This is a genomic window from Maribacter huludaoensis (assembly GCF_029350945.1).
GTDB classification, from domain to species: Bacteria; Bacteroidota; Bacteroidia; order Flavobacteriales; family Flavobacteriaceae; genus Maribacter; species Maribacter huludaoensis.
Window position 1 is genome coordinate 419,157 of record NZ_JARKMS010000003.1, and the last position, 13,812, is coordinate 432,968.

The 13,812-nt window shown below is 34.3% G+C and carries 14 protein-coding genes; 7 read left to right on the forward strand and 7 right to left on the reverse strand.

Going from position 1 to position 13,812, the window contains the following annotated elements; genetic code table 11:
* Positions 1 to 3: 3 nt before the first annotated feature.
* The 3 genes from PXC01_RS11865 to PXC01_RS11875 form a co-directional block, all read right to left on the reverse strand.
* On the reverse strand, positions 4 to 843 hold the full coding sequence (locus PXC01_RS11865; protein ID WP_276472507.1) for an aminotransferase class IV: 840 nt from the start codon (positions 841 to 843) through the stop codon (positions 4 to 6).
* A gap of 143 nt (positions 844 to 986) precedes the next feature.
* Positions 987 to 2,174 (reverse strand): PQQ-dependent sugar dehydrogenase, encoded by a 1,188-nt coding sequence (locus tag PXC01_RS11870; protein ID WP_276472508.1) that lies wholly within the window; start codon positions 2,172 to 2,174, stop codon positions 987 to 989.
* A gap of 148 nt (positions 2,175 to 2,322) precedes the next feature.
* Positions 2,323 to 2,952 (reverse strand): SDR family oxidoreductase, encoded by a 630-nt coding sequence (locus PXC01_RS11875; RefSeq protein ID WP_276472509.1) that lies wholly within the window; start codon positions 2,950 to 2,952, stop codon positions 2,323 to 2,325.
* Positions 2,953 to 3,136: 184 nt separating this feature from the next.
* On the opposite strand from PXC01_RS11875, the gene PXC01_RS11880 reads away from it, so the two are divergent.
* Positions 3,137 to 3,421: a hypothetical protein gene (locus tag PXC01_RS11880; protein ID WP_276472510.1), complete on the forward strand. Its 285-nt coding sequence runs from the start codon at positions 3,137 to 3,139 to the stop codon at positions 3,419 to 3,421.
* Between the two features lie 60 nt (positions 3,422 to 3,481).
* Here PXC01_RS11880 and PXC01_RS11885 read toward each other — a convergent pair whose 3' ends face one another.
* Complete coding sequence (locus tag PXC01_RS11885) at positions 3,482 to 4,582, reverse strand: alkene reductase (RefSeq protein ID WP_276472511.1); 1,101 nt, start codon at positions 4,580 to 4,582, stop codon at positions 3,482 to 3,484.
* A 211-nt stretch (positions 4,583 to 4,793) separates the two neighbouring features.
* Here PXC01_RS11885 and PXC01_RS11890 point away from each other — a divergent pair, with 211 nt between their 5' ends.
* From PXC01_RS11890 to PXC01_RS11910, 5 genes are all read left to right on the forward strand, one after another.
* Positions 4,794 to 7,046, forward strand: a complete 2,253-nt coding sequence (locus PXC01_RS11890; protein ID WP_276472512.1) for a TonB-dependent receptor — start codon at positions 4,794 to 4,796, stop codon at positions 7,044 to 7,046.
* A gap of 79 nt (positions 7,047 to 7,125) precedes the next feature.
* The gene (locus PXC01_RS11895; protein ID WP_276472513.1) at positions 7,126 to 7,962 is read left to right on the forward strand and encodes a helix-turn-helix domain-containing protein; all 837 of its coding nucleotides are present in this window, start codon (positions 7,126 to 7,128) and stop codon (positions 7,960 to 7,962) included.
* Between the two features lie 96 nt (positions 7,963 to 8,058).
* Positions 8,059 to 8,235, forward strand: a complete 177-nt coding sequence (locus PXC01_RS11900) for a hypothetical protein (RefSeq protein ID WP_276472514.1) — start codon at positions 8,059 to 8,061, stop codon at positions 8,233 to 8,235.
* A 112-nt stretch (positions 8,236 to 8,347) separates the two neighbouring features.
* Entirely contained in the window at positions 8,348 to 8,881 is a 534-nt protein-coding gene (locus PXC01_RS11905; RefSeq protein WP_276472515.1) for a carboxymuconolactone decarboxylase family protein, read from the forward strand.
* A 63-nt stretch (positions 8,882 to 8,944) separates the two neighbouring features.
* Positions 8,945 to 9,331: a hypothetical protein gene (locus tag PXC01_RS11910; protein WP_058102720.1), complete on the forward strand. Its 387-nt coding sequence runs from the start codon at positions 8,945 to 8,947 to the stop codon at positions 9,329 to 9,331.
* 66 nt (positions 9,332 to 9,397) lie between these two features.
* Here the strand turns inward: PXC01_RS11910 and PXC01_RS11915 are convergent, their stop codons facing one another.
* Positions 9,398 to 10,951 (reverse strand): DEAD/DEAH box helicase, encoded by a 1,554-nt coding sequence (locus PXC01_RS11915; RefSeq protein ID WP_276472516.1) that lies wholly within the window; start codon positions 10,949 to 10,951, stop codon positions 9,398 to 9,400.
* Between the two features lie 120 nt (positions 10,952 to 11,071).
* On the opposite strand from PXC01_RS11915, the gene PXC01_RS11920 reads away from it, so the two are divergent.
* The gene (locus tag PXC01_RS11920; RefSeq protein WP_276472517.1) at positions 11,072 to 11,656 is read left to right on the forward strand and encodes a pseudouridine synthase; all 585 of its coding nucleotides are present in this window, start codon (positions 11,072 to 11,074) and stop codon (positions 11,654 to 11,656) included.
* On the opposite strand, the gene PXC01_RS11925 is transcribed toward PXC01_RS11920, so the two are convergent.
* Both PXC01_RS11925 and PXC01_RS11930 read right to left on the reverse strand, forming a co-directional pair.
* Complete coding sequence (locus PXC01_RS11925) at positions 11,628 to 12,581, reverse strand: EamA family transporter (RefSeq protein WP_420828590.1); 954 nt, start codon at positions 12,579 to 12,581, stop codon at positions 11,628 to 11,630. The genes PXC01_RS11920 and PXC01_RS11925 overlap by 29 nt on opposite strands.
* Before the next feature lie 17 nt (positions 12,582 to 12,598).
* Positions 12,599 to 13,057, reverse strand: a complete 459-nt coding sequence (locus PXC01_RS11930; protein WP_036154395.1) for a cold-shock protein — start codon at positions 13,055 to 13,057, stop codon at positions 12,599 to 12,601.
* Positions 13,058 to 13,812 lie beyond the last annotated feature (755 nt).

Sequence of the window (13,812 nt, forward strand, 5' to 3'; positions counted from 1 at the left end):
TAGCTACTTAAGTTTTAAAAAGGCCTCTTGCAGTTTTTTTGTAATGGGGCCTTTTTCATTTTCCGAGTATAGTAATTTATCATCAATCTGTTGAATTGAGGCTATTTGGGTACTGGTTCCTGTTAAGAAGGCTTCATCAATATGGTCAATTTCTTCAACTGAAATAGCTTCTTCTTTTAAAGGTATGCCTAGCGAATTACAAAGTTCAATGACTACTATCCTTGTAATTCCGTTAAGAATATGTTCATTTGCCTTATGTGTATAAACCACGCCTTCTTTAACAAAGAATACATTGCTATGTGAGGCTTCTGTATAAACTCCGTTTCTATGTAAAATAGTTTCGTAGCATTCATGCTGCATAGCTTCTTCATTAAGCATAACGTTGCCTAAAAGGGAGGTCATTTTAATATCGCAACGAGACCATCTAAAATCTTTTCTGGTTATTACCTTGGCATTAATTTCATTGATAACAGGTAATACTTTTGGTATGGCATACATCATTATAGTAGGTTGACATTGTTGCGGAAAAAAGTGTTGTCTTGGGGCTACTCCCCTAGTAATCTGTATATACAACATACAGTCAATAGCTGTCAGCTGAGCAGCATGTAATAATTTGGGTATTTCTTTTTTAAGAATGGCCGCATTAAAATCTATGTTGATTGCTTGTAAACCGTATTGTAGCCGTTCTAAATGTTCTTTCTCATAAAAGAAAGAGCCATTGATCTGTACCATAACTTCGTACAATCCGTCACCAAAAATAAATCCGCGGTCAAATACAGATATTTTTGCTTCCTCTGCATCTACAATACTTCCATTTAAATAAACATTGTTTGGATAACTCATATTATTATATACGTTAAAACATTTTTTGAAATAGTATTGATCATTGTACTAATAAATATAATAGAACAATGCGTAAACTAGGTATTGTTACATAAAAAAAGCAGCCAAGTTGGCTGCTTTTTTTATATATCTAATACTACTAATTAATTGCTTGCAAGCGCTGTATTTTTATAGGAAAGTCTATAAATGGCATCTCCATAATCATCGGATATTAACATAGATCCGTCTTTCAATAGTAATAAGTCTACCGGTCTACCCGTTGCTTTTTGTTCAGAATCGTTCAACCACCCATCAATGAATACTTTATTATTAACAACTTTACCATCCTCTATATCTACCATCATAATTCTATAGCCAACTTTTTTACTTCTGTTCCAAGAACCATGCTCTGCAATAAATGCTTTTCCTTTATATTCAGCAGGGAACATATTGCCAGTGTAAAATTTGATTCCTAATGGAGCTACATGGGCGCCTAATTGCAAAGCGGGATCTACAAAATCTGAACAAGGGCGTAAATCACCAAATTCAGGATCTTTTACAATGCCACCATGGCAAAAAGGATATCCAAAATGTTGCCCGATTTCTGTAACCGTATTTAATTCACAAGGTGGTATGTCATCACCAAGCATATCACGTCCGTTATCAGTAAACCACATTTGTTTTGTATCTGGGTGCCAAGTAAAACCAACCGAATTTCTTATTCCTCTGGCATAAATTTCACGATTACTCCCGTCAGGGTCCATTCTGGTTATCGTTGCAAAACGCTCATCTTCTTCAGCACGGTTACAAATATTACAAGGAGCACCGACCGGTACGTATAATTTATCGTCAGGTCCAAAGGCAATGTACTTCCACCCATGATGGAATTCCGTTGGGTAGTCATCATAGATCAACTCCTTTTCAAGCGTTTTTCCTAGTTGATTTTCTATATTGGGATATTTCCACAAGCTACCTACCTGGGCTACATATAGGTCACCATTTCTCATGGCTATACCATTTGGTACTTCCATAGTATCTAAAACGATGATATTGTCCGCTTTAAAATCACCGTTAGTATCTTGAATGGCGTAAACGGTATTTTCCGTTCTGGTACCAACAAATAAAGTGCCGTTATTGCCCATTGCCATTGAACGTGCGCCATCTACTCCCCTAGCGTATACTTCTATTTGAAATCCTTCTGGCAAATTAAGATCTAACAAGGCCAAATCCGTACTATCTAGTTGTGCTTGATCCGTAGTACCGGCATCACCTTCTTTTTTTGTTTCTTTACAGGATTGTACAGCAAGAACTATAGAAAAAACCATAGCGAGCTTTAAAAATGAAATTTTCATATATAGATCGTTTTCTTTACCGCTAATATACACAACAAGATTAATTACCAATTGTTTATACGTTATTATATATAATTTGTAACAAAAAAAAAGCCGATTCATAATAAAGTAAGAATCGGCTTAAATCAACCATACAATATTTTAAGAGTTAAGACTTTCCATCCATCGCTTTACCAATGAGCGTATCGCCTTGTATTATTTCAAAAGTTTCATTTATAGCAGCGTCATCATGTAACGACCTTACCAAAGTTTGTGCTACATCATCCCTAGTTATTGAACCTTGTTTATTTAATTTGGATTTCAATTCAATTTTACCTGTACCCATATCATTGGTCAGCGATCCAGGCCTTACAATAGCGTGCATTAAATTTTGGGATTTTAAATATTCATCTGCGTTATGTTTAGCTTTTAAGTATTCCTTTAAATCACTGGCCTCTTCAGGATTATCTGCACCCATAGAGCTCAACATGACGAACTTTTTAATATTTGCATCTTTAGAAGCATCTATTAATCTCTTGGCACCTTCTTGATCTACTTCTACTACCTTTTTACCGCCAGATCCTGCAGCAAATATTACTTTATCAATATTTTTAACGGTATGTGACAAATCTTTTTCCAAGTCACCCAAAACCGTTTTTATATTTTCCTTTTCAAATTGTTCTTGCTGTTCTTCTTTACGAACCATGGCAACCGGCTCAAAATATTGTGAACTTTTTAAAAGGTTAACTATTTTTTTTCCTGTGGTACCGTTAGCACCGGCAACTAATACATTTTCCATCTTCAAATTGTTTATTTGCAAGTTGGCTATAATCTATAGTTACCATTAATTCGTAAGAAGAAAATCTTAATGCAATACGTTTAAATTTCATACTTTCTAAATCTACTGTCAAATGAGCTCATAACCGTTTGTTTTGTGCTAAAAGCCACAAATTAGAAAAAGTACCTTTAGAAAAAAGATATCTATGAAAAGTGAAAATAAAGCAGAGACATACAATCCTGATATTACCAGTGAAGATTTACAAGCGCTAGGGGAAAAAGTAAAAAATATTCGTACCGATAATGGTGACGATAGTCAGTTGAACAGTAGAAATCAAAAAGTTGATTTTGCCGGTAAAGATTTAGACGTGCCGGGAAGAAGTTTACATCAAAACAAAAAAGTGAATACTTTAAAAGATGAAGAAAACCAATTATATAGTTTAGGTGGTGCGGAAAATGATAACTTGGAGCATAACAACGATGATATTTAAACAACGTTATTAATAAATAGATAAGGCAGCCAATGGCTGCCTTATCTATTTACAATTATTTTAGTTTTCTTCTGAATAGAACGGATAATCTGTATAGCCTTCTTTTCCCGGAGTATAAAAAGTGTCGCTATCCCAATCTGCTATAGGGTAGTTATTTTTAAATCGAGCTACAAGATCTGGATTTGAAATAAACGGTTTACCAAATGCTACCAAATCGGCATTGCCTTCTTCAATAACTTTATTCCCCGAATCTTGATCGAAACCTGCATTTATCATTAAGGTACCATTATAAAGAGGTCTAAAGTGTTTTGCAATATGTTCTACCGCAAATGGTACATCGGACACGTCATTAAAGGGTTCCGATAAATGTACATAGGCTAAATTGTAATCATTTAACTTCTTTATTAAATATTCAAATGTAGGTATGGTATCTTCATCTAATGTAATACCGAACATACCGTTCAATGATGGGTTGAATCTAACACCGATTTTTTCTTGTGGAATTACTTGTTTCACAGTATCCAAAACTTCAAAGAAGAATCTGGTCCTGTTTTCAATGCTACCTCCATATTCATCTGTTCTATGATTAGAGGTGCCATTAAAAAATTGATGAAACAAGTATCCGTTTGAAGAATGAATTTCTACCCCGTCAAAACCTGCTTCAACAGCATTTATAGCTGCATTTTTGAAATCCGTAACCGTTTGCTTAATATCTTCTAAGGTCATTGCCTTTGGTGTTACAGTATCTTTAAATCCTTCAGGGGTGTAAGATTTTGCATTCGGATTTAAAGCAGATGGAGCTAACGGTAATTGTCCATCATGAAAATCAGGATGGGACATTCTACCAACATGCCAAAGCTGTATAAATATTTTTCCGCCTTTATCATGTACAGATTTAGTCACATTTTTCCAGCCTTCAACCTGTTCTTTTGAATGAATGCCAGCTGTATTAATATAGCCAACGGCGTCTTTAGAAACTTGAGATCCTTCTGTAATTATCAATCCTGCCGAAGCTCGTTGAGTGTAATAAGGTACATGTAGATCTTCTGTAGGTACATTGCCGTCATTTGCAGCTCTACTTCTTGTCATAGGTGCCATGACCACTCTGTTCTTTAGATCTAAATTTTTATGAAATGGGGTCAATAGTGCTTGATCGCTCATATATGTATAATATTTTGTGTATAATTTTTGTCTTACAAAGTTCTAGTAATTACGCCTAGTTTATTGACTCTTATCGTTAAAACATTGTTATAAAACGTATAAAGATTGTAGTGCAAAAGCTAAATTATATTTTTGCCGTTCCAAAAAATAAAACCTTCCTAGAATTTTATCGTAGGTATATAAAAAGACAGCCTTTCTTAATCATTATTTTATGTTAAACAGCAACAATAGGGTAACGTTCCTTACAGCATTTATTTTTTTAATTAGCGCAATTGCCGTAGTAAATGCACAAACATTAAAAGGAACTGTTACAGATACCAATGGTACCGCACTGGAAAATGTAGGTATTTTTAATCAGACCTCAGGGCAGCACAGCCACACCAACTTTTCAGGTATATTTTCGTTGACATCCACTTCGGTTAATGATTCTGTATATTTTTCCAGTTTAGGATATAAAACTTTTATACTTGTTGTAAATAATGAGCATTTAAATAATGGTATACGTGTTTCTTTAAAAGAATCAAGCATCAATTTGGAACAGGTGGTAGTAGTTTCTAAAGTTGATGCTATGAGTAGAATTGTAAACGTAGACGTGCAAAAGGACCCAGTAAAGTCATCCCAGGAAATTCTAAGAAAAGTGCCTGGTCTTCTAATAGGGCAGCATGCCGGCGGTGGCAAAGCAGAGCAAATTTTCTTAAGAGGGTTTGATATTGACCACGGTACGGACGTGGCCTTAAGTGTAGATGGAATGCCCGTAAATATGGTTTCTCATGCACACGGCCAAGGATATGCGGATTTACACTTTGTAATACCGGAAACTATAGATAATATTAATTTTGGCAAAGGTCCGTACTATGCCAATAAAGGTGATTTCAATACCGCTGGTTATGTTGATTTGAATTTAAAAAAGAGTATTGACCAAAACATGGTTTCTTATGAATCCGGACAGTTCAATACCAATAGATTTGTTGGACTATTTAAAGTTTCGGAAAGTAGCAAAAGCAATGCTTATTTGGCTTCTGAAGTCTATTTGACGGACGGACCTTTTGATTCTCCTCAAAATTTTAATAGAATCAATGTCCTTGGAAGGTATCATTATAAAGATATTGGAAAAGAAGAATTAACATTGACCGCTTCCCACTTTCAAAGTAAATGGGACGCTTCAGGTCAAATACCCCAAAGAGCGGTAGATCAAAATCTTATAGGAAGGTTCGGTGCCATTGACGATACAGAGGGCGGACAGACCAGTAGAACAAATATAATGTTAAACCACACTAGGTTTATTGGTGAAAATCAATTTTTAAAGACAAGAGCTTTTGTAAGCAAATATGACTTTGAGCTATTTTCAAATTTCACTTTCTTTTTGGAAGATCCTGTTAATGGTGATCAAATACGCCAGTATGAAGATAGAACCATAATGGGAGCTGAAACTGTTTTTGAGCAAATTGATATTAACATAGGTGCCGAAGATAGATTTAAGTATTCCGCAGGAATAGGATTTAGGAATGATAATGTAGATGATGTAACCCTTGAACATACCTTAAATAGAAAAACGGTTTTAGAGCAATTTGCCTATGGTGATGTTGATGAAACCAATATGTACGGTTTTGTTGATGGAGAGTATAAAACGGGAAATTGGACATTTAATCCTTCTGTGCGTTTAGATTATTTCAATTTTGATTATGAAAATAAACTAAGTACGGTTTATGATAATAAAAGCGAAAGTAAGGCAATTGTGAGTCCAAAGTTGAATACCATATTTGCCGTAAATAAAAATTGGCAGCTATTTTTAAAAACTGGTCTAGGTTTTCACTCTAACGACGCACGTGTTGTTACTGCAAACCAAAGTAGGGACATTCTTCCAAGAGCATATGGTGTAGATTTTGGAACAATCATTAAACCAGTAGATAAAATGGTGTTGAATGCTACATTATGGGGGTTATTTTTAGACCAAGAATTTGTGTATGTGGGTGATGCCGGTATTGTTGAGCCTAGTGGAAAGACTAAAAGAATGGGAATAGAAGTTGGTGCACGATATCAATTGTTAGATTGGTTATATCTGTATAGTGATGTCAACTATACCTATGCAAGAAGTACAGAAGAAGAGGATGGCGAGGACTATATTCCTTTAGCACCGGATTTTACAGCAGTTGGTGGATTATCTTTTAGTGATATTGGCAATTTCTCAGGAAACATAAACTATAGATACTTAGGTGATAGAGCTGCTAATGAAGATGATAGTATTGTTGCAGAAGGTTATTTTGTAACCGATTTTAATCTAAACTACCATATAAAAAACTGGACGGTTGGTGTAATTGTAGAAAATCTATTTGATACTGAATGGAACGAAACTCAGTTTGCTACCGAGAGTAGGTTATTTAATGAAACCGCTTCAGTAGAAGAAATTCATTTTACTCCCGGCACACCATTTTATTTAAGAGGAAAAGTTTCGGTAAGGTTTTAAGAAAAGAAACATGAATACCCCAATTAAGGTCAATATATTACGAATGTAATGTATTGACCTTTTTTTAGACCAAGATTTCATGCAAGAAGTTTTTAAGGATTTTAGTACTGGTGGATTACTAAAAATTGGTAACGAAGTTTTGTTAGAGAATTATAGAAGACCAAAACAAGCCGGACTCTATATATTTATTAGAACAACAAGTAGTAAAGCCTTTATAAACGTAGATGGTGTACCCTATACTATTTCTGAGCATAGTTTATTGGCATTGACACCAATACAGTTTTTACATTTTAATGAAGGCAAGCATTTAATTGTATATCAATTTAACCGAGAGTTCTATTGCATTAAGGATCATGACCAAGAAGTAAGTTGTGCCGGATTGTTATTCTTTGGTAATGCGCATATTCCCGTAATAGATTTGGGAGAAAAAGAACAACGAAAGTATGATACACTTCATGAAGTCTTTGTTGACGAGTTAGAAACGGAAGATACCATACAAGCAGAAATGCTTCGAATGCTTATGGCCCGTTTTATGATTATGAGTACCCGTTTACTTAAAGCAAAAGAGGGTTTCAATAAAACTACCGGTGATGCAAAAGTAAATTTGTTAAGAAGCTTCAACTTATTGGTAGAAGAATATTATAAGACGGAACATTCCGTTTCCTTTTATGCCGATAAACTATTTAAATCTCCCAAGACATTATCTAACACCTTCTCAAAATTCAATACTACTCCCCTACAAATTATTCATGAACGCATTATTCTTGAAGCAAAACGCTTATTGATTTATACCGATAAGACTGCAAAAGAAATTGCTTATGATATTGGTTTTGAGGATGCTTCCCACTTAAGTCGCTTATTTAAAAAACAAACGCAACAATCACCTTCCGAATTTAAAAAACAAGTTAAAAAATAATTTTAGGGAAAAATTGACAACACCTAAGGAGAAATTGCAGGTTTTAAGGTTTATAAAGTTTTGATCTTTGTTGTGTATAATTAAAACATCAAAGTCATGAACCTAAAACACACTTCAATTTTCAATTTAATAGAAATATTTACTTCTAAGAAGACAAAAATCAATACTAGCATCAATACTAAAAAACATTGTGAGCATAACCATATATCTGACTACTACTGTGAGTCTAATGAGTCTTCAAAGTTAACAAAAGCATTCGGTACATTTATTTAAAGGAAAAATTGACATGTAGAAAGGAATTCTCTACATGATACCAACGGTAGACCGCATATACCTTTGTACCAGAAAAATTTAACAACCCATCAATAATTAAAAATATTAAAATATGAGCACATTTAATGTTCCAACAAGAGAAGAAGTAAGCGAAAACAATCAGGCAATTTTTGACAATCTAAAAAAAGCATTAGGCTTTGTACCAAATTTATATGCAACGTACGCCAATAGCGATACCGCATTAGAAAACTACTTGAATTTTGCAAATGCCAAAACTTCATTATCAGCTAAGGAGAAAGAAGTTGTCAATTTAGCGGTAAGCCAAGTTAACAATTGTATTTACTGTTTATCGGCACATACAGCCATTGGTAAAATGAACGGTTTTACAGATGAACAAATTTTAGAGCTTAGAGCAGGAAAAGCCTCTTTTGACACTAAATTAAATGCACTTGCAAAATTAGCGAAGAATATTACTGAAAATAGAGGCCGCACTGACGAGAACGTATTGAACGATTATTTTGCGGCAGGTTATACAAAAGCCAATTTAATAGATACAATATCATTGGTTGGTGATAAAACAATTTCCAACTACATACACAGTACTACACAGGTTCCGGTTGATTTTCCTGTAGCACCATCTTTATAACAAATTTTTAAATAATAATTATTAATCATTAAAACGGGGTAACCCACACTAAATTTTAAAAACATGAAAAGAGTATTATCAATTTTAGTTATCGTATTGGCATTTTCTTTCAACGCAAATGCACAAGACAAAATGATGAAGCAGCCAGTTAAGAAAATTGCCTTAGAGCAAACAACAGGGGAATTCACCCAAAAATCAATCACTGTTAGCGAAGGCACTTATATTTTTGACGTTGCCAACAATAATGTGGGTAAAGATGTAGGTTTGGTTTTAGTAAAAAAAGGAAAAGATGCTTCAAAACCAGAGAACCACATTCAAACTGCATACGTAACTGCAGCGGTTAAGAACAACACGGTTGGTCATTCTAAAGAAACGAAATTGGAAAAAGGTGAGTATGTATATTTTTGCCCTTTAAATCCAACACCGCAATATAGCCTTATTGTAGAATAAGGTTTAGTATTGCAATGAAAAAGGGCTATTCATTAGAATAGCCCTTTTTTTATATAAGTTTTTATTTTAATCCTCTGGCGGGTGACCGTGAATATCTTCAAAAACCGTATCGAAATTTTCACGTAAGTAAGCGTTCAATTTCTTTTGGTAATCATCTTTCAACCAACTTAAGAAATTATACGTACTCTTACTAATACACTTTCCGTAAACATGAATACGGTTATCAATATCTTCTTTCAGCAGTTTTGCCAAGGCCAAAGCATCATAAACATCTTCACTATTTTCAATACACATATATGCATGATGGGCAATGGATCGCTCTAGAACAACTTTTGAAGATTCTCCGGCAAACGTAGCAGTTTCATAAGTTTCTTTGATATCAAAGTAAGTATCTTTTGAATTTTTGAACTCGGCCTTAACTTCATCGGAAAGTTCTAGTTTAAAATCACTTTCAATTTCCTCATCATCCTTAATACGGTCCATGTAATAGTTTGGAGACTTGAAGATAGCTCCCCAGTCCAAATCTGCACCCCATGGTCCAAAACGATAAAGATTATTCCCTAAATCAATTACCGTAAATTTAGATTTATTGTTCAAGACCCTAGATCCCCTACCGATCATTTGGTAATAAAGTGTCAAGGATTTTGTTGCTCTATTCAAGATAATGGTATCTATCGTAGGTTCGTCAAAACCGGTCGTCAATATACTTACTGAAGTTAAAATGGCATCAGGGGTTTCCTTGAACCATTTTAATATTTGTTTACGTTGCTTTTTAGTAGCGGTATTGTCAAGGTGCATTACATTTAAACCTGCAGCTTGAAAGGTATGATATACTTGAATGGAAGTTTCTATACCATTATTAAAAATCAATGTTTTTTTACCTTTGGAATGCTTAGTATATGCCTCTAAAAGCTTACTTAACATTGCGGGGCTAGTATATAGATCGGCAGATGATTTTACGGTATAATCACCGTTAGAACCAATTTCAAGGGATGTAAGTCCCATATCATACTGAAATACTTCTGCCCTTGCCAAAAAATCATTGGCTATAAGATTTTCTATGGTTTCGCCAGGTATAAGCTCATCATAGTTTTTGTTCATTGGCAGATCTTTGTTAGAACTCAAAGGGGTTGCCGTTACACCAAGAACAAAAGAGTTTTCAAAAAACTTAAAAAGTTTAGTGAAAGAATTATAGTGGGCTTCATCGATAATGACCAGACCAACATCAGAAATATCCAACTGATCATCATTTAACCTGTTATTTAAGGTTTCAACCATTGCTACATAACAGCTGTAACGCTCTTGGTCATCAAGATTTGCTTTACTGTTTACAACCTTGTTGACAACGCCAAAACTGGTTAGCATTGAGGATGTTTGGTTACAAAGCTCAATACGGTGAGTCATTACCAAAACCTTTTTATTATGGTTTTTAAGGTATTGACGTACTATTTCAGAAAAAATCACTGTTTTACCACCACCGGTCGGTAATTGGTATAGAAGGTGATAATCATCTCGTTCCGAATCGAACTTGTCAAAAATTTGTTGAATAGCTCCTTGTTGATAGCTGTAAAGTTCCTTATCGGTCTTTCTATCCTGTAATTCAAAAACTGTCTCTTGCATAAAATCTTCTCTGGAGTATACAAAGGTAACATTCTCTCTATTACATTACTAATTCATGGGTTAAAAAGGGTATCTTTTGCGACCATATGTAACCCTAATTAATGCTAAACACTTAAATTCTTGCAACAATTGCACTTTAAGTTATATAAACCGGTGGGTATGCTTAGCCAAATGACCTCTGGAGAAGACCGTCAGCTTCGTAAAAAAAGGTTTTTGAGCGAGCTACATGATTTTCCTAAGGATATAATGCCCATAGGTAGGCTTGATGAAAAATCTGAAGGATTGTTATTGTTGACTACAGACGGAAAACTAAGCGATACCATTAATAGATCTGGAGTAGAAAAGGAATACTTGGTTCAGTTAGACGATTTAATTACAAACGAAGCAATAATAAAATTAACAGAAGGAGTTACCATTGGGCTGTTTGGTAAAAAGTATACTACCAAACCATGTAAGGTAACATTGTTAAAAGAGCCGCCACCCCTACCCGATGCCGATGTAAAATTACGTATTGGCAAACACAGGCCAACTTCTTGGATCAGTATAATTATTAAAGAAGGGAAGTTTCGTCAAATACGTAAAATGACCGCTGCCGTTGGTTTTCCCACAGTTCGTTTGGTAAGGGTAAGAATTGGTGATATAGCATTAAATAATATGCAACCCAAAGAAGTAGCGCCTATTTTAGATCTTCAACCGTTTTTCTAGGAATTCGTTTACCTGAGAACCTAGAGAATATAGTTAAACTCTTTTTGGTGTTTATAAAATAAACTCCCGTTAAGAGTACAGCAGATGCAATTATAGACTGTGCACTAATTTCCTCATTTAGAAAATACCAGCCTAAAACCATAGCTACTATGGGGTTGACATATGATGATGTAGCCACTTTCTCTGGTGAAACTATGCGAAGTAAATAATTGAACGCGGTAAATGTCACTATACTGCCAAATATTATAAGTAAAAGCATAGACGTAATTACTGGAGTACTCCATTGAGCAGGCGATATCCAATCTTCACCAAGAAATGTGCTTATGATCATGAGCGATATACCACTGGTAAGCATTTGATAACCGGTATTTACAAAGAAGTTCATTGGCAAATTGGCGCTACCAACAAAAAGACTTCCGTAAGACCAGCTAAGCATGCAAATAAATATAAGTATCATACCTAATACGGCCCCGTCTTTGGCTATAACATCTTCTTGACCTACAAGAAGGAATATTCCGGTAACACCTAAGACAACGCCAATGATGGACATGGGCTTTATTTTTTTACCTTGTAAAATGCGCATCATCAACAAAACAACCAAAGGTTGTGCAGAAACCTCAAGTGCGGCAAATCCACTATCAACATATTTAAGTGCCCATACGACTACTCCGTTCCCAAAAGTTAGAAATAAAAAACCCGCAAAAATGGTGTTCTTAAATTGTTGCCTTGTAATGGTAAGGGAAAAGCCTAATATTTTAGAAATGATAAATATTAGACTACCTGCAGTTAAAAAACGAATACCTGCCAACATAAAGGCAGGTAATTCTGTTACTGCAATCTTATTCCATAAATAGGTTGATCCCCAAATGAAATAAATGGCGAAAAATGACAATACTACCAGAACGGTGTTACGTTGCACTTTCACCATTAAAAATTTTAAAACTAAATCTTCTTAACACGAACGGCGTTCATGCCTTTCATGCCTTTTTCAAGCTCGTAAGAAACCTTATCGTTTTCCATGATTTCATCAATCAATCCGCTAACGTGAACAAAATATTTCTCGTTGTTTTCAGCATCGATAATGAAACCAAAACCTTTTGTAGTATCAAAGAAAGAAACTTTACCGTTTCTTACCGGATCAAATTCTTCAACATCACCTTCTTCTTTCTTTGGAATACCTAAAACAATATCTTCTGCTTCTATTTCCACTTTCATAGCAGGATCTGGCGGTGTATCTACCAAGTTGCCGTTGAAATCTACATAAGCAAGAGGAATACCAGAAGTACCATTTTCTTTTGCCGCCGCTTTACGGGCTAACATTTTTTTCTTCTTTTCTTCGCGCTTCTTTAAGCGTTTTTTTTCTTTTTCAGTTTTATTAAATGTTTGTTGCGATTTTGCCATTCGTAATTTTAATGATAATAATAGATTTTACTATAAAGGGGGTTGAAATACGTAGTGACGTTGATAACCGAAGGAAAGCTTATGGGTTAACTACGATGTCATTTGTTGTAAGGTCATTGCAGATATTAGTTGCATCCCTCTAAAGTTCTACAAAGATATGATTTGTATTTCAATTATTTAGCATTAGTGGCACTCAAACTGCCAAAGTTTTGAAAGACTTAAGGTTAATTTCAATATAAGGATACATTACGCCTATTCTTTTTTCATTTTAGAACCTTAAAATTTTTGATTCTAATTCACCGTAATTCTATTTTATACTATTTTTTGTTAAAATTTTATTTTTAAAAAATAATATAAAATATTTTAAATCAGATACTTACGTAATTAATAAAAATTTATTTGTTAAAAATAGTACCTTTTTATGCATAGTACTGTAACAAAATATAATAATCGTCGTCTTGTATGTATAACAGAATTATTATTCATCAATTAAAAACAATATATTATGAGAACTTTTATTAAAAATACACCAACAGAATCTAGACGAAATGTTTTTTTAACCGCTTTTAGAAATAGTAAGCGCGTACAATGGGTAGCAAGTAGACAGTTTACGCATTAATATTCATCACACATCAAATCAAAAAAACAATCAATCAATCATTAATCCATCTGACTAAACACCGGATATAAAAACGAACATCATGAGAACTTTTATCAGAAATACACCAACGGAAACAAGGAGAAACACATTCTTT

Excerpts from the sequence above, each read along its gene's own strand:
- PXC01_RS11915 (WP_276472516.1), bottom strand. The coding sequence starts at position 10,951 with ATGCAAGAGACAGTTTTTGAATTACAGGATAGAAAGACCGATAAGGAA.
- PXC01_RS11865 (WP_276472507.1), bottom strand. The coding sequence starts at position 843 with ATGAGTTATCCAAACAATGTTTATTTAAATGGAAGTATTGTAGATGCA.
- PXC01_RS11895 (WP_276472513.1), top strand. The coding sequence starts at position 7,126 with ATGCAAGAAGTTTTTAAGGATTTTAGTACTGGTGGATTACTAAAAATT.
- PXC01_RS11900 (WP_276472514.1), top strand. The coding sequence starts at position 8,059 with ATGAACCTAAAACACACTTCAATTTTCAATTTAATAGAAATATTTACT.
- PXC01_RS11905 (WP_276472515.1), top strand. The coding sequence starts at position 8,348 with ATGAGCACATTTAATGTTCCAACAAGAGAAGAAGTAAGCGAAAACAAT.
- PXC01_RS11885 (WP_276472511.1), bottom strand. The coding sequence starts at position 4,582 with ATGAGCGATCAAGCACTATTGACCCCATTTCATAAAAATTTAGATCTA.
- PXC01_RS11880 (WP_276472510.1), top strand. The coding sequence starts at position 3,137 with ATGAAAAGTGAAAATAAAGCAGAGACATACAATCCTGATATTACCAGT.
- PXC01_RS11870 (WP_276472508.1), bottom strand. The coding sequence starts at position 2,174 with ATGAAAATTTCATTTTTAAAGCTCGCTATGGTTTTTTCTATAGTTCTT.
- PXC01_RS11930 (WP_036154395.1), bottom strand. The coding sequence starts at position 13,057 with ATGGCAAAATCGCAACAAACATTTAATAAAACTGAAAAAGAAAAAAAA.
- PXC01_RS11910 (WP_058102720.1), top strand. The coding sequence starts at position 8,945 with ATGAAAAGAGTATTATCAATTTTAGTTATCGTATTGGCATTTTCTTTC.
- PXC01_RS11890 (WP_276472512.1), top strand. The coding sequence starts at position 4,794 with ATGTTAAACAGCAACAATAGGGTAACGTTCCTTACAGCATTTATTTTT.
- PXC01_RS11875 (WP_276472509.1), bottom strand. The coding sequence starts at position 2,952 with ATGGAAAATGTATTAGTTGCCGGTGCTAACGGTACCACAGGAAAAAAA.